The 19,220-nt window shown below is 69.4% G+C and carries 18 protein-coding genes and 1 riboswitch; of the genes, 5 read left to right on the forward strand and 13 right to left on the reverse strand.

The features are described from left to right. Positions 1 to 27: 27 nt before the first annotated feature. A complete protein-coding gene (locus tag E3O19_RS08295) occupies positions 28 to 981 on the reverse strand; it encodes an oxidoreductase (RefSeq protein WP_134566869.1) in 954 nt (317 codons plus the stop codon). Between the two features lie 177 nt (positions 982 to 1,158). On the opposite strand from E3O19_RS08295, the gene E3O19_RS08300 reads away from it, so the two are divergent. Next, positions 1,159 to 1,410 (forward strand): hypothetical protein, encoded by a 252-nt coding sequence (locus tag E3O19_RS08300; RefSeq protein WP_134566870.1) that lies wholly within the window; start codon positions 1,159 to 1,161, stop codon positions 1,408 to 1,410. A gap of 289 nt (positions 1,411 to 1,699) precedes the next feature. Here E3O19_RS08300 and E3O19_RS08305 read toward each other — a convergent pair whose 3' ends face one another. The 9 genes from E3O19_RS08305 to E3O19_RS08345 all read right to left on the reverse strand — a co-directional run bounded on the left by E3O19_RS08305 (position 1,700) and on the right by E3O19_RS08345 (position 11,065). Next, a complete protein-coding gene (locus E3O19_RS08305; RefSeq protein ID WP_134566871.1) occupies positions 1,700 to 2,227 on the reverse strand; it encodes a pyridoxine/pyridoxamine 5'-phosphate oxidase in 528 nt (175 codons plus the stop codon). A 147-nt stretch (positions 2,228 to 2,374) separates the two neighbouring features. After that, entirely contained in the window at positions 2,375 to 2,758 is a 384-nt protein-coding gene (gene rbsD, locus E3O19_RS08310; protein WP_134566872.1) for a D-ribose pyranase, read from the reverse strand. Then, positions 2,755 to 3,678 carry a ribokinase gene (locus tag E3O19_RS08315; RefSeq protein ID WP_134566873.1) on the reverse strand — a complete coding sequence of 308 codons (924 nt, stop codon included), beginning with the start codon at positions 3,676 to 3,678 and terminating at the stop codon, positions 2,755 to 2,757. Before E3O19_RS08315 ends, rbsD begins: the two co-directional genes overlap by 4 nt. Continuing rightward, positions 3,675 to 4,619 carry a D-ribose ABC transporter substrate-binding protein gene (locus tag E3O19_RS08320; RefSeq protein WP_134566874.1) on the reverse strand — a complete coding sequence of 315 codons (945 nt, stop codon included), beginning with the start codon at positions 4,617 to 4,619 and terminating at the stop codon, positions 3,675 to 3,677. Before E3O19_RS08320 ends, E3O19_RS08315 begins: the two co-directional genes overlap by 4 nt. A 58-nt stretch (positions 4,620 to 4,677) precedes the next feature. Further along, positions 4,678 to 5,649, reverse strand: coding sequence for an ABC transporter permease (locus tag E3O19_RS08325; protein ID WP_134566875.1), 972 nt, complete (start codon positions 5,647 to 5,649; stop codon positions 4,678 to 4,680). An 18-nt stretch (positions 5,650 to 5,667) separates the two neighbouring features. Further along, positions 5,668 to 7,203 (reverse strand): sugar ABC transporter ATP-binding protein, encoded by a 1,536-nt coding sequence (locus E3O19_RS08330; RefSeq protein WP_134566876.1) that lies wholly within the window; start codon positions 7,201 to 7,203, stop codon positions 5,668 to 5,670. A 1-nt stretch (position 7,204) separates the two neighbouring features. Continuing rightward, on the reverse strand, positions 7,205 to 8,239 hold the full coding sequence (locus E3O19_RS08335) for a LacI family DNA-binding transcriptional regulator (RefSeq protein ID WP_134566877.1): 1,035 nt from the start codon (positions 8,237 to 8,239) through the stop codon (positions 7,205 to 7,207). Positions 8,240 to 8,384: 145 nt separating this feature from the next. Beyond that, positions 8,385 to 9,914 (reverse strand): GGDEF domain-containing protein, encoded by a 1,530-nt coding sequence (locus E3O19_RS08340; protein ID WP_134566878.1) that lies wholly within the window; start codon positions 9,912 to 9,914, stop codon positions 8,385 to 8,387. Positions 9,915 to 9,929: 15 nt separating this feature from the next. Beyond that, a riboswitch (cyclic di-GMP riboswitch) is annotated at positions 9,930 to 10,003 on the reverse strand. 225 nt (positions 10,004 to 10,228) lie between these two features. After that, positions 10,229 to 11,065 carry an SDR family NAD(P)-dependent oxidoreductase gene (locus E3O19_RS08345; RefSeq protein WP_134566879.1) on the reverse strand — a complete coding sequence of 279 codons (837 nt, stop codon included), beginning with the start codon at positions 11,063 to 11,065 and terminating at the stop codon, positions 10,229 to 10,231. Positions 11,066 to 11,444: 379 nt separating this feature from the next. Here E3O19_RS08345 and E3O19_RS08350 point away from each other — a divergent pair, with 379 nt between their 5' ends. Beyond that, entirely contained in the window at positions 11,445 to 12,062 is a 618-nt protein-coding gene (locus E3O19_RS08350; RefSeq protein ID WP_134566880.1) for a hypothetical protein, read from the forward strand. Positions 12,063 to 12,210: 148 nt separating this feature from the next. Beyond that, on the forward strand, positions 12,211 to 12,966 hold the full coding sequence (locus E3O19_RS08355) for a 2,3-bisphosphoglycerate-dependent phosphoglycerate mutase (RefSeq protein WP_134566881.1): 756 nt from the start codon (positions 12,211 to 12,213) through the stop codon (positions 12,964 to 12,966). Positions 12,967 to 13,013: 47 nt separating this feature from the next. On the opposite strand, the gene E3O19_RS08360 is transcribed toward E3O19_RS08355, so the two are convergent. Together E3O19_RS08360 and E3O19_RS08370 are read right to left on the reverse strand one after the other, a co-directional pair. Then, complete coding sequence (locus tag E3O19_RS08360) at positions 13,014 to 13,703, reverse strand: DinB family protein (protein ID WP_338145088.1); 690 nt, start codon at positions 13,701 to 13,703, stop codon at positions 13,014 to 13,016. A gap of 44 nt (positions 13,704 to 13,747) precedes the next feature. After that, positions 13,748 to 14,563, reverse strand: a complete 816-nt coding sequence (locus E3O19_RS08370) for an aggregation-promoting factor C-terminal-like domain-containing protein (RefSeq protein WP_134566884.1) — start codon at positions 14,561 to 14,563, stop codon at positions 13,748 to 13,750. Positions 14,564 to 14,845: 282 nt separating this feature from the next. Between E3O19_RS08370 and E3O19_RS08375 the strand changes: the two genes are divergently transcribed. Further along, on the forward strand, positions 14,846 to 15,838 hold the full coding sequence (locus tag E3O19_RS08375; RefSeq protein WP_134566885.1) for a TIGR03560 family F420-dependent LLM class oxidoreductase: 993 nt from the start codon (positions 14,846 to 14,848) through the stop codon (positions 15,836 to 15,838). A 45-nt stretch (positions 15,839 to 15,883) separates the two neighbouring features. Further along, complete coding sequence (locus E3O19_RS08380; RefSeq protein ID WP_134566886.1) at positions 15,884 to 17,053, forward strand: methyltransferase; 1,170 nt, start codon at positions 15,884 to 15,886, stop codon at positions 17,051 to 17,053. A 93-nt stretch (positions 17,054 to 17,146) separates the two neighbouring features. Here the strand turns inward: E3O19_RS08380 and E3O19_RS08385 are convergent, their stop codons facing one another. Beyond that, positions 17,147 to 19,210 carry a glucose PTS transporter subunit IIA gene (locus tag E3O19_RS08385; RefSeq protein WP_134566887.1) on the reverse strand — a complete coding sequence of 688 codons (2,064 nt, stop codon included), beginning with the start codon at positions 19,208 to 19,210 and terminating at the stop codon, positions 17,147 to 17,149. Positions 19,211 to 19,220: the final 10 nt, after the last annotated feature.

The raw sequence follows: 19,220 nt of genomic DNA on the forward strand, positions 1-19,220 counted from the left end.
GTCGGCTTGCAGAGTCAGCCTGCCGACTCAGCCGATGGCGTAGCGCACGCCGGTGAGGCGTTCGCTCTCCTCCCAGAGGCGCCGGGCATCCGCGCTGTTCTTAGCGGCCAGCGACCGGTCGACCAGGCGCGGGTGGCCGCGCTGCTCGCCCCGCCCGTCCGGACCCACGAACGAGTTGCCGGCCAGTTCTGGTGCCGTTGCCGCGTACAGCGAAGGCAGCGCACCCATCTCGGCCGGCTGGGCCAGCCACCGGTTGGCGAGGGCCGACACGCCCCGCTGGAAGGCGCTACCCCGCATCGACGGCCCAACCGACTGCAGGTTGGTGTCGGCGTAGCCCGGGTGGGCGGCGAGTGCGAGGAGCGGGGCTGCGGCCTCGTCGGCCCGACGCGCCAGCTCGCTCGTGAAAAGCAGATTGGCGAGCTTACTCTGGCCGTAGGCACCCCAGCTGCTGTATTTCGCCTCGCCCATCAGATCGTCGAAGTTCATCCTGCCGCGGCGGTGCAGGGTCGATGAGACCGTCACCACCCTCGCGGTCGGCCGGCGCAGGAGTGAGCCGAGCAGCAGCCCGGTGAGCGCGAAGTGCCCGAGGTGGTTGGTACCGAACTGCAACTCGAAGCCGTCCCCGGTGAGCCGCCGCGGCACATTCATGATGCCGGCGTTGTTCACCAACAGGTCGAGGCCGTCGACGTGTTCGTCGGCCCACGCGCCGGCGAAGGCGTGGATCGAAGCCAGGCTCGAGAGGTCGAGCGTGCGCACCTGGACCCAGGCGTCCGGTGCGGCGGCCCGGATGCGCGCGGCAGCCACTTCACCTCGGTCCGGGTCGCGCACGGCCAGGGTGACGGATGCGCCGTGCCGGGCGAGCTCCGACGCCGTCACGAAGCCGAGCCCCGAGTTCGCGCCCGTGACGATGACCGTGCGGCCGGCCAGGTCGGGGATATCCGCGGCGCTCCAGCCGGGGCTGGGCGGTGTGCGTCTGACCATGATGTCTTCCTCCCTCGCGCGCCCGCGGCGCCCATAGAAGCACTGTAAACGATGACGCCTCCTCCGGCGGTGCCCGCTGGACGGCAGGCCGACCCGACGTGGCCCCCGAAAGTGGGACGCGGACTCGCAGTTCACTGGCCAGGGACAGGCAGAGCGTTGGAGTCAGAGGCCACCGGGATGTCCGGCACGACACACGCGCACCAGCACGCAGCCCCAGAGCCCCACCCGCACGACCGCCCGGACGAGGCCCCGCGCACCCTCGCGCCCCAGCACCCGAAACAGCCGGAACTTCGGCACAACGACAGTCCCTGGTATCTGCCCGTGGCAGCCAAGTTCCTGTTGTCCGCCCTCTTCGCCGCCAGGTGGACGGGCGCGGCGCTCTGGATTTCCCAGCCCTGGATTTCCCAGCCCTGGATTGCCCAGCCCTGAATTGCCCAGGGCGCGCTCTCGGCCTGCCGCACCGACAACCTCACCGCGATCGAGGGCTGGCCCGACGCGATCGGCGAGGACATCGTCGTCACCTGAAAGCTGCTGCAGCAGGGCGGACGGGTGCTGTTCGAACCGACCGCCGTTGCTATCACGGATGCGCCGTCGACCGTTGCGCAGTTCATGCGGCGGCGGACACGCTGGGCTCGCGGCATGTTCGAGGGGCTGCTCGCGGTGCCGCCGTGGCGGCAGAAACGCCGGTTGGCCGGCCGGGTCAGTGCGTTCTGCCGGGTCAGTCGGCGGACAGGGCGTAGCGGTGGCGCACGTGGTTACGGTCGGGGCTGGCCTGCCAGAACTCGATTTCGACCGGGCGAAGGGCGTAGAGCTGCCAGGCCGGGTTGACCCCGCCGTCCGCCGCCGGTCGCTCGGCCCAGTCGAGGGCGGATGCCTCCGCCGACAGTTCGGAGACGGGCCCGAGCACCCGCACCTGCCGGCCGAGGCGCGACCAGTAGAAGTTCAACGCGGCCTGCGGGTTCTCGTCCAGTTCCCGGCCCTTGCGGGAGGTACGCGCCGAAGCGAACTGCCAGCCCCGGGCGTCCAGGTTCTTGAGGATCAGCATCCGGGAGGACGGCATCCCCGTCGGGCCGACCGTGGCGAGGCTGAACGCGTGCGGCTGGGGGACCCCCGCGGCGAGGGCATCCTCGAACCACTCCTTGAACAACACCGTCGGGTCGGCCGGGGCGGTGGCCGGGTCGAACACCGGCAGGTCGCTCGGGAAATCCGGGAGGGCGCGCAGCCGGCGGCGGAAGGCTTCAGTCATCCGGCGAGCCTACTCCGCCCTCCTCCACGCCTGCGCAACCGACCGCCTCTGCGCCTCCCGGCGCAGGTCGGGGAGGCCGACCCAGGATTTCACCTGAGCCGACTCCCCCAACCTGCGCCGCGAGGCGCGATGGGCCCGGGGCGGGAGTCAGAACGAGACGCCGCAGACAAGCGCCGCGTTGGCAAACGGGGTCGCCTCGCCGGTGCGGATGAACAGCTTCGCCGAGGCGGAGAGATCCTTGAGTTCCTCGTGGCTGATGTATTCGATCTCATCGAACCGGTCGGCCAGCCAGGCCCCGGCCGGGGCTCCCCGTGCCTCGTCTGCCGCGATGCAGTGCTGCACGACCAACTCGCCCAGCAGCGCGTCGAGCACCTGCTCGAACCGCGGCACGCCGTGTACGAGAGCCAGGTCGATCACCGGAACGCCACGCGGGACGGGCATCCCGCAGTCCGCGAGCAGCACGAGGTCTGTGTGCCCGAGTCTGGCGATGGCCCCGGACAGCTCGGCGTTCAGGATGCCGCTGCGCTTCATCCGAGCACCTCCGGCAGGGTGTCGGCCAGGGTCGGATACGACGTCTGGGTGCCGCGGCCCTGCACCGCGAAGGCGCCGACCCGCACGGCGAAGCGGGCCGCGTCCAGCAGCGGAGCGCCGGCTGCCAGCCTTGCACTCAGCGCACCGACGAACGCGTCACCGGCGCCGGAGGAGTCCACCGCGAACACCACCGGCGACGGCACGTTGGTCGTGCCGCCCGCGTCGGAGCAGATCGCCCCCTTCGCGCCGCGGGTGAGCACGACGGATGCCACGCCCCAGGCACGCAGGCAGGCCACCAGGTCCTCGTCCGCCGTGGGGACGGCCGCGCCGGGGTCGACCTGGGCGAGCACGAGGGCAGCCTCGTGCTCGTTCACGACGAGGGGATCGGCGCGGCGGATCGTCTCGGCCGCGACGGGGATGACCGGTGCCAGGTTCAACACCACCCTCCCCGTGGCCAGGCGGGCGGCGGTGTCGATGCCGGCGGCAGGGATCTCTCCCTGCAACACGACTACCGCGGCCGCGGCGATGTCCCGCGCGCCGGCCCTGACCGCATCCGCGCCCATCAGCGCGTTGGCGCCGGGGATGACGACGATGGTGTTCTCCCCGTCGTCGGCCACGGTCACCAGGGCGAGGCCGGTCGGGCCTTCGACGGCGCGCACGCCCGATTGCCCGACGCCCGCGCGGGTCAGGATCGCGGTTGCAACCTGGGCCTGCGCGTCCCGGCCGACGGCGCCGACCAGGTGCACGGTGGCACCGAGCTGGGCGGCCGCGACCGCCTGGTTGGCGCCCTTGCCGCCGGGGAGGAACTCCATCGATTTTCCGATCAGGGTCTCACCGGGCCGAGGGTGTCGTTCGATGGTGATCAGCTGGTCGACGTTGATCGATCCGACGACGACCACTGACGCTGTGGAAGAACTCACTTGGCGAAGTCGCCCACGTTCGTCTTCGTGACGGAGACGACCTCGACAGGGACGGTCTTGTCGATCTTGGTGCCCTTGATCGCCTTGACGGCGAGTTCGACGGCGAGCTTGCCCAGTTCGGCCGGCTGCTGAGCGATGGTCGCGACGAGGGTGCCCTTTTTGATGGCGGCGAGGCCATCGGCGGTGCCGTCGAAGCCCACGACCATGACATCCGTGCCGGCGCGGGCACCGAGGGCCTGCACCGCGCCGAGGGCCATCTCATCGTTCTCGGCGAACAGACCGGTCACCTCGGGGTGCGCCTGCATCAGGTTCGTGGTCACGTCGAGCGCGGCGGCGCGGTCGAAGTTCGCGGTCTGCTTGGCGACGACCGTGATGTTCGGGTAGGCCTTCATGCCCTCCTCGAATCCTTTGCCTCGGTCGCGGCTGGCGGAGGTGCCCGACACGCCCTGCAGGGCGATGACGCTGCCCTTTTCGCCCATCGACTTGGCGAGCTCGTCGGCGGCCTGGCGCCCACCGGCGACGTTGTCGCTCGCGACGAGGGAGGTCAGCTCGGCGCCGTTGACGGTGCGGTCGACGGCGATGACCGGGATGTTGGCCTTGGTCAGTGCCTTGACGGCCGACGCCGCGGCATCCGAGTCGACCGGGTTGACGATGACGACCTTGGTCGCTCCCGCGGCCGCGGTGGCCAGCTGGTTGGCCTGGCTGGCCGAGTCGTTCTGGGCGTCGACGATGTTCAGCTGCACGCCGGCGGTCTTGGCGGCGGCCTGGGCCCCGTCACGCAGTTCGACGAAGAACGGGTTGTTCAGGGTGGAGATGGCCATCACGATCTTGGTGCCGCCGGTGGCGTCTCCGCCGCCCCGGCCGCACGCGGTCGTGCCCGTGAGGATCAGGGCCGCGGTGGCGGTCAGTGCGGCGATCTTGCGGAATGAGGAGGACTTCATCGTTTTTCCTTTTGTTGGTGGATCGGGGAGTTGTTGCTACAGGGAGCGAGCGGACGGCTCAGCTGTTGCGGGTCTTGCGGCGGAGCACGTCGACGCCGACGGCGAGGGCGATCACGAGGCCGATCACAACCTGCTGCCAGAACGACGTGACGTTGAGCAGGTTGAGGCCGTTGCGGATGACCACGAGCACCAGGGCGCCGACGAAGGTGCCCGAGATCTTGCCGAGCCCGCCAGAGAGCGATGCGCCGCCGATCACGACCGCCGCAATGGCGTCGAGTTCATAGCCGGCCGCGGCCTGGGGCTGGGCCGAGTCGAGGCGGCCGGCCAGCAGCAGCCCGGCGAGCGCCGCGAAGACTCCGGCGAGGGCGAACACGGTGACGAGGATGCGTTTCACCGGCAGTCCGGACAGGCGCGCCGCTTCGGCGTTGCCGCCGACGGCGTACATCGAGCGGCCGATGACGGTGCGGTTGAGCAGGAAAGACGCGACCAGGGCGGCAACCAGGAGCACGACGATGGGCATCGGCACCGGGCCCAGGTTTCCGCCGAGGAAGGAGACCTCGGCGGGCGTCTTGATCGGCCGGCCGTCGGAGATGACCAGGGTCAGGCCGCGGGCGACGCTGAGCATGGCGAGGGTGGCGATGAAGCTGGGCAGCTTGCCGTAGGCGTTGGCGAGGCCGTTGACCACGCCGGCGAGCAGGCCGGCGACGAGGCCGCCGCCGAGGGCGAGCCAGCCGGGCAGACCGGCGCTGACGAACAGCCAGCTCGACACCATCGCCGACAGGGCCGCCACGGCGCCGACCGACAGGTCGATTCCGCCGGCGACGATGACGAAGGTCATGCCGAAGGCCAGCACGGCCACGGTGGAGACCTGGATGCCGATGTTGAGCAGGTTCTGCCCGGTCAGGAAGTCGGGGGTTGCGATGAACAGCGCGATGCAGAGCACCACGAGGCCGACCAGGGCGCCGTTGTTGGCGAGGAACTTCTTGTAGTCGAAGCCGCGCCGCGTTGCGGGCTGGGTTGTCGTTGACATGCGTGGATCCCTTTTCTTTCAGTTCTTCTCGTCGACATCGCGGGCGGCGAGTGTCATGACTCTGTCCTGGGTGGCCTCGGCCGCGGCGAGTTCGCCGGCCAGCTTGCCGTCGCGCATCACGAGGATGCGATCACTCATCCCGAGGATCTCGGGCAGTTCGCTGGAGACCATGACGATCGCACCGCCCGCGGCGGTGATCGCGTTCATCAGCTCGTAGATCTCGACCTTCGCGCCGACGTCGACGCCGCGGGTGGGTTCGTCGAGCAGGAGCACGGTGGAGGCGGCGATGATCCAGCGACCGAACACGGCCTTCTGCTGGTTGCCGCCGGAGAGGGCGCCGACCGCCTGGTCGATGGTGTGCATCCGGATGCGCAGTTTCGATGCGACCGCCTGGGCCCGGGTGCGCTGGCCGGCGAAGTCGGCCAGGCCGAGCCGGGCGGTGGAGGCGAGGGTGGCGTAGCCGAGGTTGTCGTTGACCGAGGCACCCGTCACGAGGCCCTGGCCCTTGCGGTCCTCGGGGACGTGCCCGATGCCGGCCTTGATCGCCGCTTGGATGTTGCCCTTGGGCAGGACCCGGCCGCGCACGGTGACGGTCCCGGAGTCATAGTGGTCTGCGCCGGCGATGGCGCGGATCAGTTCGGTGCGGCCCGCTCCGACCAGGCCGGCGATGCCGAGCACCTCCCCGGCGCGCACGGTGAAGTTGATGTCGGTGAACTTCCCGCTCGAGCTGAGGTGCTCGACCGCGAGGATCTCGGCCGGCCGCGACCCGACGGGCTGCGACCCGACTGGCTCCGGGGCGCTGCCGGTTTTGCGGGGGTACTGGTCCTCGATACTCCGGCCGACCATCAGCTTGACGAGTTCTTCCTCCGGGGTGGATGCCGGGACCTCGGCGATGAACTCGCCGTCTCGGAGCACGGTCACGGTGTCACCGACCTCGGCGATCTCGTCGAGATGGTGGCTGATGAATAGCATCCCCACGCCGCGGCTGCGCAGGTCGGCCATCACCGCGAACAGGCTCTCGGTCTCGTGCCGGGTCAGGGCCGCGGTCGGCTCGTCCAGGATGAGGATGCGGGCGTTGATACTCAGCGCCTTGGCGATCTCCACGAGCTGCTGGCGGGCGATGCCGAGCTCACCGACCAGGGTGTCGACGTCGACGTCGAGGCCGATCAGGGAGAGGGCGGCGCGGGCCCGGTTGCGGAGGGCGCTGCGGTCGACCATGCCGTGCCGGGTCGGCATCCGCCCCAGCATGACGTTCTCGGCGATGCTCATGGTGGGCACCAGGTTGAGTTCCTGGTGGATGGTGGCGATGCCGAGATCCTCGGCGGCGCGGGTGGTCGGCAGCGTGACGGTCCTTCCATCCACGACGATACGGCCCGCGTCCGGCTGATAGACGCCGGCCATCATCTTGATCAGGGTGGACTTGCCCGCGCCGTTCTCGCCGAGCAGCACCTGCACTTTGCCGGCGTAGACGCTCACGGTGACGTCCTTGATGACCGTGACCGGGCCGAACGTCTTGCCCACGTTCTGCAGGGTGACGAGTGGTTTTTGGCTCATTTCAGTTCGTCCTTAGGCTGGGCCCGGATGCGGGTGAGGTGGGGGTCGACGACGAGGCGCGCACGATCAGTTCGCTGGGCAGCACCACCGATTCCGGCTTGGCACCGTCGATGACCTGGAGCAGCATGTCCACGGCGATCCGGCCCATCTCCTCGACGCTGTGCGAGATGACGCTCAGCGCGGGGTTGAGAAGGGCGAACCACTCGATGTCGTCGAAGGCGATCAGTGCGATGTCGGCACCGATCCGGCGGCCCAGTTTGTGCAGGATGGCGATCGCGCCGACGGCCATCAGGCTGTCCGCGGCGAGCAGGGCGGTGGGCGGGCGACGCAGCTGAAGAAGGGCGTGCACGCCGGCCGAGCCACTGGCCGCCTGGTAGTCGCCGAAGTAGACCAGTTCGGGATCCTGGCTGAGGCCCGTGCCGGCGATCGCCCGGGTGAACGCGGCGAACCGGTCCCGGCCGGTCGAGGTGGCCTGCGGCCCGGAGATGTAGCCGATCCGGGTGTGTCCGGCCGCCGCGAGGTGTTCCACGGCCTGCCGGATGCCGGCCTCGCTGTCGGTGGTCACGCTCGGGATGTCGAGGCCGTCTACGGTGCGGTCGACGAAGACGGTGGGGATCTCCCTCGTGATGAGCGAACGGATGCTGCCGCTGCCGTCGCCGAGCGGGGCCACGATGATGCCGTCCACCCGGCGGGAGATCAGGGTGTCGAGATAGCGGTCCTGCTGTTCCTTGCGCTCATTGGCGTTGCCGAGCAGGGTGACGTAGCCGGCGGCCAGCGCTGCCTGCTCCACTGTGTGGGCCAGGTCGGCGAAGAACGGGTTGCGAACGTCGGAGACGAGGAGGCCGATCGAGTCGGACCTGGTGGAGCGCAGCGCGCGGGCCTGGGCGTTGGGCCGGTAGTCGAGCTCGGTGACGGCAGCGACGACCCTGGCCCGGGAATCGGGTGACGTGGCCGGGTTGCCCGAGAGCACTCGCGAGGCCGTGGCCACCGAGACGCCGGCGAGCGCCGCCACGTCCTTGATCGTGATCGCAACCATCGGGTTTCACCTCATCGTGGATATGGAATCGTTTCCATGGAAACGATTCCATACTACGTCTCTGAGGGAGCATCCGTCAACTGGATCGGCGGGGCGGCGATCCAGCGCCGGGCCTGGGCACCGCGGTCGGGTCCGCGGTGCCCAGTCAGGCGTGGATGGAGTGGTACCGATCCACGGTCAGGAGGCCGGGGGTGAACGGCTCGACCCGGCCCTTGCCCTTCGCCTTCGCGGCGTACATCGCCACGTCGGCCTGGTGCACGAGCTCCTCGATGCCGACTCCGGCCATGGGCGTCGCGATGCCGATGCTGGCGCCGACCGTCATCGAGTCGCCGCCGACCAGGAACGGCTCTGCCACGGCGTCGATGATTCGCTGGGCGATTTCGGTGGCCTCGGCCAGGCCGGTGCCGTGCAGGAGGACGGCGAATTCGTCGCCGCCGAGCCGCGCACACACGTCGGTCGGGCGCACCGAGGCGCGCAGTCGGGCGGCCACCTCGATCAGCACGACGTCGCCGGCCCGATGTCCCAGCTCATCGTTGACGTCCTTGAAGTCGTCCAGGTCGAGGAACAGCACCTGGAGACCGTCGCCAGTCGCCCCGTCGGCAATGCCCGCCGACAACCTCGAGAGCAGTGAGGCCCGATTATGCAGCCCGGTGAGCGAGTCCGTGCGCGCCTGATTCGAGAGTTCCTCGTGCGCCTGGCTATTGCGGACGGCGAGGGCGACCTGGCCGACGAGACCCCGCACGGAGAGTATCGCCTCGGTCGGGACCTTGCCCGGCGCGCCCACCAGCACCCAGCTCCGCTCTGCCTGACCCTCGAATTCCAGGCAGGCCCACATCAGCGGCTCGCCGACCACGGCGTTCAGCGGCGCCGGGTCGAGGATCCGGGCACCGGATACCCCCGGCGGAGTGAAGAGGACCTCGACCGGCAGCGTTCCGGGGATGCTCCGGAAGTAGCCGGCGGTTCCCTCGACGCGCAGGGCGCGGCCGTCGGGAGCGAGCAGGATCAGCCTGAGCCCAGGCGTCGCCGCACAGAATTCCGCCGACGCCGCCCAGGCCAGGGCCAGGATCGCGGCCGTGCTCGTGGCCCCGAGCAGTTGGGACCCGGTCGCGGCGAGCACGCGGTCGCGCCCCATGCTCTGTTCCCTGGCGATCAGCGACTTGCCCAGCTGGCGGGCGATCAAAACAGTGAAAAACATGGTGGGGAGAACGCCGAGGAACGCGCCGAAATCGGTCCCGATCCAGTCTTCCCGCACCAGGGGCCAGACCGCGAAGAGCGAACCGAGGGCCGCGGCGTACACGCTGACCCGCAGGAGTGCCCGCGCGCCGGAACCGTAGAGCGAACGGAACCAGAGCGCGCCGAACATGATCATGACCACGGAGAACACTTTCGGCGAGGCCACGGCAAAGGCCATCATGGCCAGCGCGTCGACCAGATCGCTGGCGAGAGGCGTGCTCCGGCGGATGAAGCCGGTCGCGAGCGAGAAAACGAGCGCGGCGCCGCCGGCGAGCCCCAGGGCCAGCAGTCCATCCCGCGCCGTGAGAAACACTCCGGGAAGGGCCAGGAACACGGATACGACGGCCAACCAGAGGAAGAGCCAGCGGGCGCCATCCGAAATGCCCGTCGGACGAGTGAAGACTCCCGCTCCACCGGCGCGGACGGCGGTTACTGTGTTCATCGATCCGTTCCTCTTCCCGGTGGGCCGGCTGACCATGAGGTCCCGTGCCTTTGCGACCCCGCCTTGCGACGGGTGTGCCTTTCCCTCGGTCGACGGTTCTCGGCTCGTCCGGGGGCGCACTTTCAACGTAGGCGAGAACCACCGCTTTGTCCTCATAAATGAGGACCCCAGTTCGGGGTGCACGCGAGGTGCGGTGAGTCGCGGAAAAAGCACCCTCCCCATCGCCACGAAGGTGCATTCTCCGCTAATCAGAGGGCCGAACGGGACGGGGACGGGGACGGGGACGGGGACGGGGCGCGGGGACGGGGCGCGGGTCAGCGCCGCCCGACGACGGAGTCCCTCGACCGGTAGACGCCGAAGACCCGGCCGGCGAGCAGGTCCCACACCGGGAGCGGGAGCAGTCCCCGCAGTGCTTTGGAAAGGCCGACCGTCCACGGCATCAGGAGCATCGGGCGGCCCGCGAGCATGGCTCGCCACACCCGGTCGACGACCTGCTCCGGTGTCATCTGCGGGGTGAGCAGGGAGCCGCGGGCGCCCGCGAATATGCCCGTGGTGATGTAACTCGGGCAGACGGTGGTGACCCTCACGTGGCCATGGCCCTGCCGGGCGAGTTCGAGGCGGAGGGAGTCACTCCAGCCGATCAGCGCGGCCTTCGAGGCGGCGTAGACGCTCATCCCCGGGCTGGACAGCATCCCGGCGGCCGACGCGATGCTGACGATGCGGGACTCGCGACCGCTCCCCGCGATCATCGCGGGCAGGAACTCACGCGTGATGTACATGGGGGCGAGGGCGTTGATCTGCATGGTCGGGCGGGTGTCGTCGCCGTTGTCGTGTTCCCAGAAGTAGGAGCCACGCACGATGCCGGCGTTGTTGATCACGATGTCGGGGTTTCCGACCTCCATCCGCACCCGCTGGGCCGCCTGGGCGATCGCTCCCAGATCGGCGATGTCGACGACGTACGGCGCAATCTGGCTGCGACCATTCGCGCGTTCGTTCAGGATGGCGGTGGTGACGAACAGCGCCGCGGGGTCACGGTCCCAGAGGATCACGGCCTTCGCCCCCTCTGCCACTGCCCGCTCGGCGTAGAGGCGGCCCATGCCCATGGCTGCGCCGGTGATCAGCACGAGGGCTCCGGAAACGGTTCGCGTCATTGCTCCATCATCCCAAGACTTTCGCCGCGGGACTCCACCGCCCGCCGAGGGCACACCCCCGTTCGGCGGCAGGATCCCTACAGGCTGCGCCGCGCAGCCTCCGTCCAGAGCGCGGCCCACTCCTCGACCTGGGCCGCGGAGCCCGGCCGCGGATCGGCAACGTGCCGCCGCGCGGGAGCCAGCGGCCCGGCGATCCCTGCGCGAAAGCGCGTAGCGGACGATCGAATGCCACGCCGGCGCTCGGCCAACTGGCGGAAGGACCCCAGCCCGCGCCCAGCCGGGCCTGCCATTCTGGCGGCCACCGTCGGATCGGTCACCGTTGCCCCGCCGCCGAAGCCGCCCACCTCACCCAGCTCGACAGTCACAAAAGGAGAACATCATGGGATTCCTCGACCGCCTCCTTGGCCGCGACGAGCCGGAGCGCCCGCCCGCCCGCCAGGCCGCACCGAAACGCACAGACGATGAGATCGCCGTCGAACGCTACGAGTACCTGCTGCGCACAGCCCCACCCGAAACGATCGAGCAGGTGCATACCGAGGCGTTCAGCAAGCTCTCCGAGCAACAGCGGGACCTGCTCTTCAGCCGGCTGAGCGAGAACGCCGATGCCGCCGAGCGCCCCGCGAACGCCGAACCGGCAACGCTCGCCCAGGCCGCAACCCGCCAAGAACTGCGGCAGCCCGGCACCCTCGCCCGCAGCTTCGGCGGCCAGAGCCAGGGTGGGCTCGGCTTCGGTGGCATGGTCGGCAGCACCATCCTCGGCACGGTTGCCGGCTATGTCATCGGGTCCGCCCTGATGAGCACGTTTTTGCCGGGCGATGCCGGGGGCGCGGACGCCGGGGGCGACACATCCGGCGCTGCCGGCGCGGATGCCGGGGGCGACACATCCGGCGCTGACACGGCCTCCTCCGGCGGGGACTCCGGCAGCGGTTTCGGCGGGGACTCCGGCGGCGGCTTCGGCGGCGGGGACTTCGGGGGCGGGGACTTCGGCGGCTTCTGACGATCAACGCCCGGCCCACTCGGGCGCCGGCGCATCGCCGGCGGCGGCCCGAAACCGGTAGCCTGAGACCGAACAACGGCCCAGGACGGCCGCACAGCCGGCAGGCCCGGCTGGCGTACTTCCGCAACGGAGAACAGGCTGGTGACCCGTGCCAGATGCCGGCATCCTGGTCCTGCTCCGTCACGGGGAGAGCACCGCGAATGCGGCCGGGCTGTTCACCGGTGTTCTGGATGCTCCGCTGTCGGTACGTGGGATCCGCGAGGCGCACGCCGCCGCCGACCTTCTCGACGAGGCCGGCCTTGCCCCGCAGGCGGTTTTCAGCTCCGAGCTGCACCGGGCCAGGCAGACCACCGAGATCGTGACCGCCGATCTACCTGCCCGCCCGGAGCCATTCGCCTCGGACTGGCGGTTGAATGAACGCAACTACGGCGCCCTAACCGGCCGGTCGAAGGAGGACGTCCGGGCCGAGTTCGGGCAGGAGCAGTACCTGGCCTGGCGCCGCTCGGTGCACACGGCTCCGCCACCGCTCGGTGACGACGCCTTCGCCGCGCTGCGGGAGACCGCTCTCTTCCGGCGACTACCCGCCGAGGCCCTCACCCGCTCCGAGGCCCTGAGCGAGGTGATGACCCGGGTCGCCGAATTCCATGCCGAACGGGTGGAGCCGCGGCTCGCGGACGGCCAGACCGTGCTCGTCGTCGCGCACGGCAATTCCCTGCGTGCGTTCTGCGCCGTGCTCGACTCGCTGGACGATCACGCCATCCACCGGCTCAACCTGCCCACCGGGCATCCGCTCATTTACCGGTTCGGCGCTGCCCTGGCACCCCGGCAGCTGAGCGGCCGTTACCTGGACGCCGTCGGCGCCCTGGCGGCCGCGATCGCCCTGGCCGGCCAGGGCGGCACCTAACAGCCGGCCGAACGCCCGCCGAGCGCGCGTACCGGTGCCGCCCGGGCCTACTCGCCGACCGTGCCGTCGACGGCCTCGCGGAGCAGGTCGGCGTGCCCATTGTGGCGCGCGGTCTCCTCAATCAGGTGGATGAGGATCCAGCGCAGATTCCAGTGCTCGCCGTCCCGGTTCGCGCCGACCGACAGTACCCCGAGGTCGACCCCGGCGACGGCGGCACGACTGCGCTCACACGCCGCCTGGTAGAGCTCCCGGAGCGACTCCGGGTCGTCCTGGGCCGCCGTGCGGAACTCCCAATCCGGGTCGTCGTCCCAGGAGACGCTGGCCCAGGGCTCCTGCTCCGGCCGCCCGAGGAAGCGCACCTGGATCCAGTGGTCCTCGACCAGGGCAAGGTGCTTGAGCAACCCGCCGAGGGTGAGCGCCGAGGGCGGCAGTGGCCGGCTCAGCCCCGCGGCGCCCAGACCTTCGGCCTTCCCGAGCAGGGTCACCCGGTGGTAGTCGAGGAATTGGGCGAGCGTCGTTGCCTCGTCGCCGGCCAGGTGCGGGTCGATGCGGTCCATGCAGTCCATGCAGTCCATGCAGTCCATGCAGTCCATGCAGTCCATGCAGTCCATGCAGTCCATGCAGTCCATGCAGTCCATGCAGCCCATGCAGCCCATGCAGCCCATGCAGCCCATGCAGCCCATGCAGCCCATGCAGCCCATGCAGCCCATGCAGCCCATGCAGCCCATGCAGCCCATGCAGCCCATGCTCTCACTTCCGCACCCGTGGAGCGCGAACCGGCCTAGTACCAGTCCATCGCCTGCGAGTGCGACCAGGCCGAGCACGGGGTTCCGTAACCGCGGCTGATGTAGTCCAGGCCCCATCTGATCTGGGTGCTCGCATTGGTCTGCCAGTCCGAACCGACCAAGGCCATCTTGCTGCCCGGGAGGGCCTGCGGAATGCCGGTGGCGCCGCTGCTCTCATTGAGGGCCGTGTACGACCAGCCCGATTCCTTGGCCCAGAGCTGCGCGAGGCAGGAGAACTGCGACTCACCCCAGCCGTAGCGCGAGGCGGCCAGGTCGCGGGCGGTGGCGCGCGCACCGTCGGGGGTGTTAGCCGCCGAGAGCGCGCTGGCCGCGGCATCCGCGGCCGCAGCGGTCGCCGCAGCCGCCGTACGATCCACTTCGACGGCCGCCGCCTGCACGGTGGCCGCGATGGTGCGGGTCTGGCCGGTCAGGGAGATGACCGCGTCGAGGTTGAGGGCCTCGTAGTTCGCCAGAGACGTGACGGATGCCGTCAGATTGCCGACATCGACCCTGTCCCTGGTCGAGGCCATCACCACCGTGGCATCGCGGAGGGTGTTCTTCGCGCGCCCGTCGGCGTGCGCCTTCGCCGCTTGGTGCTGGACGGCGAGTTGGTCGTGCCGGAGGCCGGTGCTCTGGGAGAGTTCGGTGGTCGTCGCGATTCTCGCCTCGCTCGCCCAGCTCGTCTGGGCCGAGGAGGCGGCACCCACGATCAGTCCGGTGAGGGCCAGGGTCGCCACCGCCGAAACGATCGTGGCGCGGGTGCGCTGCCGCCGTGCGGCGAGAGCCTTTCGGGAGGACGGTGTGGACTCCACGCGGGCACATGGGCGAATCGAAGTGCGGAGGAGGGAGTTCACATGGCTTCCAGGTTGCGGCGCCAACGGGCAATCGGAGGTGGGGCGCCGGGTCGGTGGACCCGCGGCCGGTGCGGCCGTGCGGGAGAAGATTTCAGTGTGCCCGCACGGACTGGACAAATCCTCAGTTTTACCTGTGTAACCCATGCACGCGTATGGACATTACGGGGTGGACAGCCCGTCCCGGCACGCGCAAGACCGGGCTTCGCCGGGCTCCCGGCCGACTGCGCCTAGGCTCGAGCTATGCGATTCGGACTGTTTGTACCCCAGGGCTGGCGTCATGATCTGGTCGGGATCGACCCGGCCGAGCACTGGGCGATGATGAGCGGCCTCGCCGCACACGCCGACGCCGGCGACTGGGAATCCATCTGGGTCTACGACCACTTCCACACCGTCCCGGTGGCGAGCGCCGAGGCCACGCACGAGGCCTGGACCCTGATGAGCGCCTTCGCGGCCACGACGAAGCGGGTGCGGCTCGGCCAGATGTGCAGCTGTATGAGCTACCGCAATCCGGCTTACCTGGCCAAGGTCGCCGCGACCATCGACATCATCTCCGGGGGCCGGGTCGAGATGGGCATCGGCGCCGGCTGGTACGAGCACGAATGGCGCGCCTACGGCTACGGGTTCCCCCGGGCCGGCGAGCGCCTCGCCCGGCTCGAAGAGGGCGTCGAGATCATGAAGCAGGCCTGGACGACCGGAACGGCCACCCTCGACGGCAAGCACTACCAGGTGGACGGCGCGATCGTGCGCCCGCTTCCGCTGCAGCAGGGCGGCATCCCGATCTGGATCGCGGGCGGCGGCGAGAAGGTCACGCTCCGCATCGCGGCGCAGTCCGCGAACTACACCAACTTCGACGGGTCGCCGGAGGGGTTCAGCCACAAAAGCACCCTGCTCGAGGACCACTGCCGGGTGCTGGGCACGGACTTCGGCGCAATCACGCGCTCGGCCAACTACAACACCGTGATCGCGGCGACCGAGGCCGAGGTGGCTGACCGCCTCGACGTGATCGAGGCGCGGGTCACGCCCCATCTGGGAGCCCAGGGCGCGGCGGACTTCATGGCCGAGTACCGCAGCGGGCAGGCGCAGGGAGTCGGCACGCCAGAGCAGATCGTCGAGCGTCTGAACGGGATGAAGGGGCGGGGCCTCGGCTACGCGATCCATTACTTCCCGGAAGCAGCCTACGACCGCTCCGGCATCGAACTGTTCGAGCGCGAAGTCCTGCCGGCGCTGCGCTAGCGCTTCGCCGCCCACCCGCCGGCACCGACCACGAAGATGGACCTCATGAACGGCACAGAATCCAACCCCGGCACGCCCGGGCATCCCGCACCGAATCGGGCCACCTGGGTCGAGGCCGGCGCGGCGCGGTCGGCGGCCTGGCATTCGGAGAGCGGTTGGGCGCCGCCGAAGCGCATTGTCACCGTTGACGACACCCTCACCGCGGATGCCGCCTACCGCCTGGCGAAGGCGGGCACCGGGATGCTGTGGCGCGGCGACTACCTGGGCGCCCGCCAGCTGCTGCAGGCCCTCGCGCGCCGCGTCGACCGCGGCCGGCACACCCCGTCACCCGATTTGGCGAGCGCGTTCCGCCGCACCCGCACCGAGGCCGTTCGCCGGGCCCACCTGCTCGGCCTGGTTCTCGTTCCGCTTGACGCCGACTACTCGGTTCCCCTCCGCCGGGCGCCGCAGGTGGCGGATGCCTGCACCGGGACGTACGGGCCGGCGAGCGAGCCGTCGGTCGTCTCCCTGCGCGAGCTCACCGGCGTGATCGGGGCGCACCAATGGCGCATCGAGGGCGTCGACGTCCCGGCACTCGGGGCGCGCATCCACCCGCATTACGGTGTCTTCTCCCCTGTGCGCGGCGAATACCTCGAACTGGTGCGCACGGCTCCGCTGCCGGACGGGACGAGCTCCGCATTCGACATCGGCACGGGAACGGGCGTGCTCGCCGCGATCCTCGCCCGGCGCGGCATCGCGCGCGTCGTCGGCACCGACCAGGAGCCGCGAGCGCTGGCCTGCGCCCGGGAGAACATCGCCCGTCTGGGGCTGGCCCGGAACGTGACCATCGTTGAGGCAGACCTGTTCCCGGCCGGCCGCGCGAACGTCGTCGTGTGCAACCCGCCGTGGATCCCGGCCGCCGCCGTGACCGCGACTGACTTCGCCGTCTACGATCCGGACAGTCGGATGCTGCGTGGTTTTCTGTCCGGGCTCGCGGAACACCTCGAACCGGACGGCGAGGGCTGGCTGGTGCTCTCCGACATCGCCGAGCACCTCGGCCTGCGAAGCCGGAGTGAACTCCTCGACCTCGTCGATGACGCCGGCCTCGAGGTCGTCGCCCGGCAGGACACCCGGCCCGTGCACCGCAAAGCGGCCGACCCGAGCGACCCGCTGCACCTCGCCCGCTCGAAAGAGGTGACCTCTCTCTGGCGGTTGCGCGCGGCATCCGCGCGTTGAAGCGGCAGACCGGGGCAGTAGCCGCCGGCACGTGCGCAGACAGAAAAGGTGGGCAGAGAAGACTCTCTGCCCACCTTCTGGTTGTGTGGTGTCCTACTTGGCCGCGACCGTGATCAGCGGGCTTCCGACGCTCACGTGCCCGGATGCCGCCTGGTCAACCGATCCGAACTTCTTGGGATTCGTCACGAGCACCGGGGTGACCAGCGAGTAGCCGGCATCCTCGATCACCTTGCGGTCGAAGGTCACCAGCGCAGTGCCGGCTTCAACCCGGTCGCCTGCGGCCACCTTGACGTTGAAACCCTTGCCGGCCAGGTTGACGGTGTCGATGCCCACATGGATGAGCAATTCGACACCGCTGTCCAGCAGCAGTCCGAAGGCATGGCCGGTCGCCTGGGCGACGACGACCTTGCCCGCACCGGGTGCGTAGACGGTGTCCTCGGTCGGATCCACTCCGACGCCGAGCCCGACGATGCCCTTGCTGAACACCGGGTCCGGTACCTCGGAGAGCGGAACAACGATGCCCGCGACGGGCGAACCGACGGTGGCCAGAACGGTGGCCAGCGCGGTCGCCGTGCCTGTTCCTGTTCCTGTGCCTGTGCCTGTGCCTGTGCCTGTGCCTACCGCCGCAGCAGCAACCGGCGCCGCAACGTTCGCGACAGTGGCCGCCTTCTCGCTCTCGGCGGCTTCGTCGGCGGCAACCTGAGCGGCAACCTCCGCCTTCTGTTCCGGCGTCTGGTATCCGGAGAGGATCACGAGGATCATCGCGGTGAAGAAGGCAGCGGCAATGGCGATGGAGTACAGCGGGATGTTGTCGAACGCGGGGATGGTCAACAGCGAGGTGAAGACGAATGCGCTGGTCTTCACGCCGCCACCGAGACCGATGATGACGCCACCGACGAGGCAACCGATCAACATGCGCGGGTAGATGCGCTTGAACCGCAGGTGAATACCGTACAGCGACGGTTCAGAGATTCCGCCGAGGAGCCCGGCCGCGAGCGCGCCGGTTGCCGTCTGCTTCATCACCCGGTCCTTTTCACGGATGGCCAGGAAGAGCACGCCGGCCGTCGCACCGAAGCACGCGAAGTTCCAGGCGCCCATCGGGCCCTGGATGAAGTCAAAGCCGAGGGACTGGATGTTGAGCAGCATGATCGCGTTCAGCGGCCAGTGCAGGCCGAGCGGAACCATGAACGGGTAGGCCAGTGGAATGACGACCGCGAAGATGAACGGCGAGAAGTCGTTGATCGACTTGAGGAAGTTGCCGAGGCCGGCACCGCCGTACACGCCGATCGGGCCGATCAGGAAGGCGGTCAGCGGGATCATGATGAGCATGCTGAGGAACGGCACGAAGATGAGCTGGACGCTGGACGGGATGATTTTCTTCAGGAGCTTGGTCAGCGCGCCGAGCACTCCGGCCATCAACAGCGGCGGGAACACCTGCGAGCTGTAGTCGAAGACGGTCAGCGGCAGTCCGAAGATCTGCACGACGGATGCGTGGCCGCCGAAGACGGACTCGGCGCCGGTGGTCTGCCCAATTGCGGCGAAGCCGGGCAGCATGACGACGGCCATGATGCCGAAACCGACCCAGGGGTCGGCGCCGAGCCGCTTGGAGGCGTTGTAGGCAACCATCAGCGGCAGGAAGACGAAGACTCCCTGCCACATCAGGTTCACGAACTGCCAGGAAGGGTCAAGGGTGACGCCCGGCGCGTTCCACGCCGGAATGACACCGAGGGTCGCCATCAGGGCCATGAACGTGATGAACAGGGAAGCGCCGAGCAGCGCACCGAGAATCGGCCGGAAGGAGTCGGACAGGATCTCGAAGAAGGTGTCGAGCGCGGCGAACCTGCCGCGGGGGCCCTTCGCCCGTTCCGCCGCCTTGATATCGGCGATGGTGTCGCCCGAGCCCATCTTCTTCAATGCCGGAAGCGCCATAATGTCGTTGTAGACGGTCTCGACGGCGCCGCCGATGACAACCTGGTAGCGATCGCCGGTCTGGGGAACGGCACCCAGAACTACGGGTATCGCCTCGACGGCCTTCTGATCAACGCCCGATGCGTCCTTGAGCTGGAAACGTAGGCGGGTCGCGCAATGGGTGAGGCCGACGATATTCTCGGCCCCTCCAATGCTTTCAATAATGTCTGCAGCAGGTTTCGATGCCACTTGGTTCTCC

The organism is Cryobacterium algoritolerans, assembly GCF_004402785.1.
GTDB classification, from domain to species: Bacteria; Actinomycetota; Actinomycetes; order Actinomycetales; family Microbacteriaceae; genus Cryobacterium; species Cryobacterium algoritolerans.

Excerpts from the sequence above, each read along its gene's own strand:
- E3O19_RS08340 (WP_134566878.1), bottom strand. The coding sequence starts at position 9,914 with ATGAACACAGTAACCGCCGTCCGCGCCGGTGGAGCGGGAGTCTTCACT.
- E3O19_RS08345 (WP_134566879.1), bottom strand. The coding sequence starts at position 11,065 with ATGACGCGAACCGTTTCCGGAGCCCTCGTGCTGATCACCGGCGCAGCC.
- E3O19_RS08380 (WP_134566886.1), top strand. The coding sequence starts at position 15,884 with ATGAACGGCACAGAATCCAACCCCGGCACGCCCGGGCATCCCGCACCG.
- E3O19_RS08295 (WP_134566869.1), bottom strand. The coding sequence starts at position 981 with ATGGTCAGACGCACACCGCCCAGCCCCGGCTGGAGCGCCGCGGATATC.
- E3O19_RS08300 (WP_134566870.1), top strand. The coding sequence starts at position 1,159 with ATGTCCGGCACGACACACGCGCACCAGCACGCAGCCCCAGAGCCCCAC.
- E3O19_RS08360 (WP_338145088.1), bottom strand. The coding sequence starts at position 13,703 with ATGGGCTGCATGGGCTGCATGGGCTGCATGGGCTGCATGGGCTGCATG.
- E3O19_RS08325 (WP_134566875.1), bottom strand. The coding sequence starts at position 5,649 with ATGTCAACGACAACCCAGCCCGCAACGCGGCGCGGCTTCGACTACAAG.
- E3O19_RS08305 (WP_134566871.1), bottom strand. The coding sequence starts at position 2,227 with ATGACTGAAGCCTTCCGCCGCCGGCTGCGCGCCCTCCCGGATTTCCCG.
- rbsD (WP_134566872.1), bottom strand. The coding sequence starts at position 2,758 with ATGAAGCGCAGCGGCATCCTGAACGCCGAGCTGTCCGGGGCCATCGCC.
- E3O19_RS08375 (WP_134566885.1), top strand. The coding sequence starts at position 14,846 with ATGCGATTCGGACTGTTTGTACCCCAGGGCTGGCGTCATGATCTGGTC.
- E3O19_RS08335 (WP_134566877.1), bottom strand. The coding sequence starts at position 8,239 with ATGGTTGCGATCACGATCAAGGACGTGGCGGCGCTCGCCGGCGTCTCG.
- E3O19_RS08320 (WP_134566874.1), bottom strand. The coding sequence starts at position 4,619 with ATGAAGTCCTCCTCATTCCGCAAGATCGCCGCACTGACCGCCACCGCG.
- E3O19_RS08330 (WP_134566876.1), bottom strand. The coding sequence starts at position 7,203 with ATGAGCCAAAAACCACTCGTCACCCTGCAGAACGTGGGCAAGACGTTC.
- E3O19_RS08350 (WP_134566880.1), top strand. The coding sequence starts at position 11,445 with ATGGGATTCCTCGACCGCCTCCTTGGCCGCGACGAGCCGGAGCGCCCG.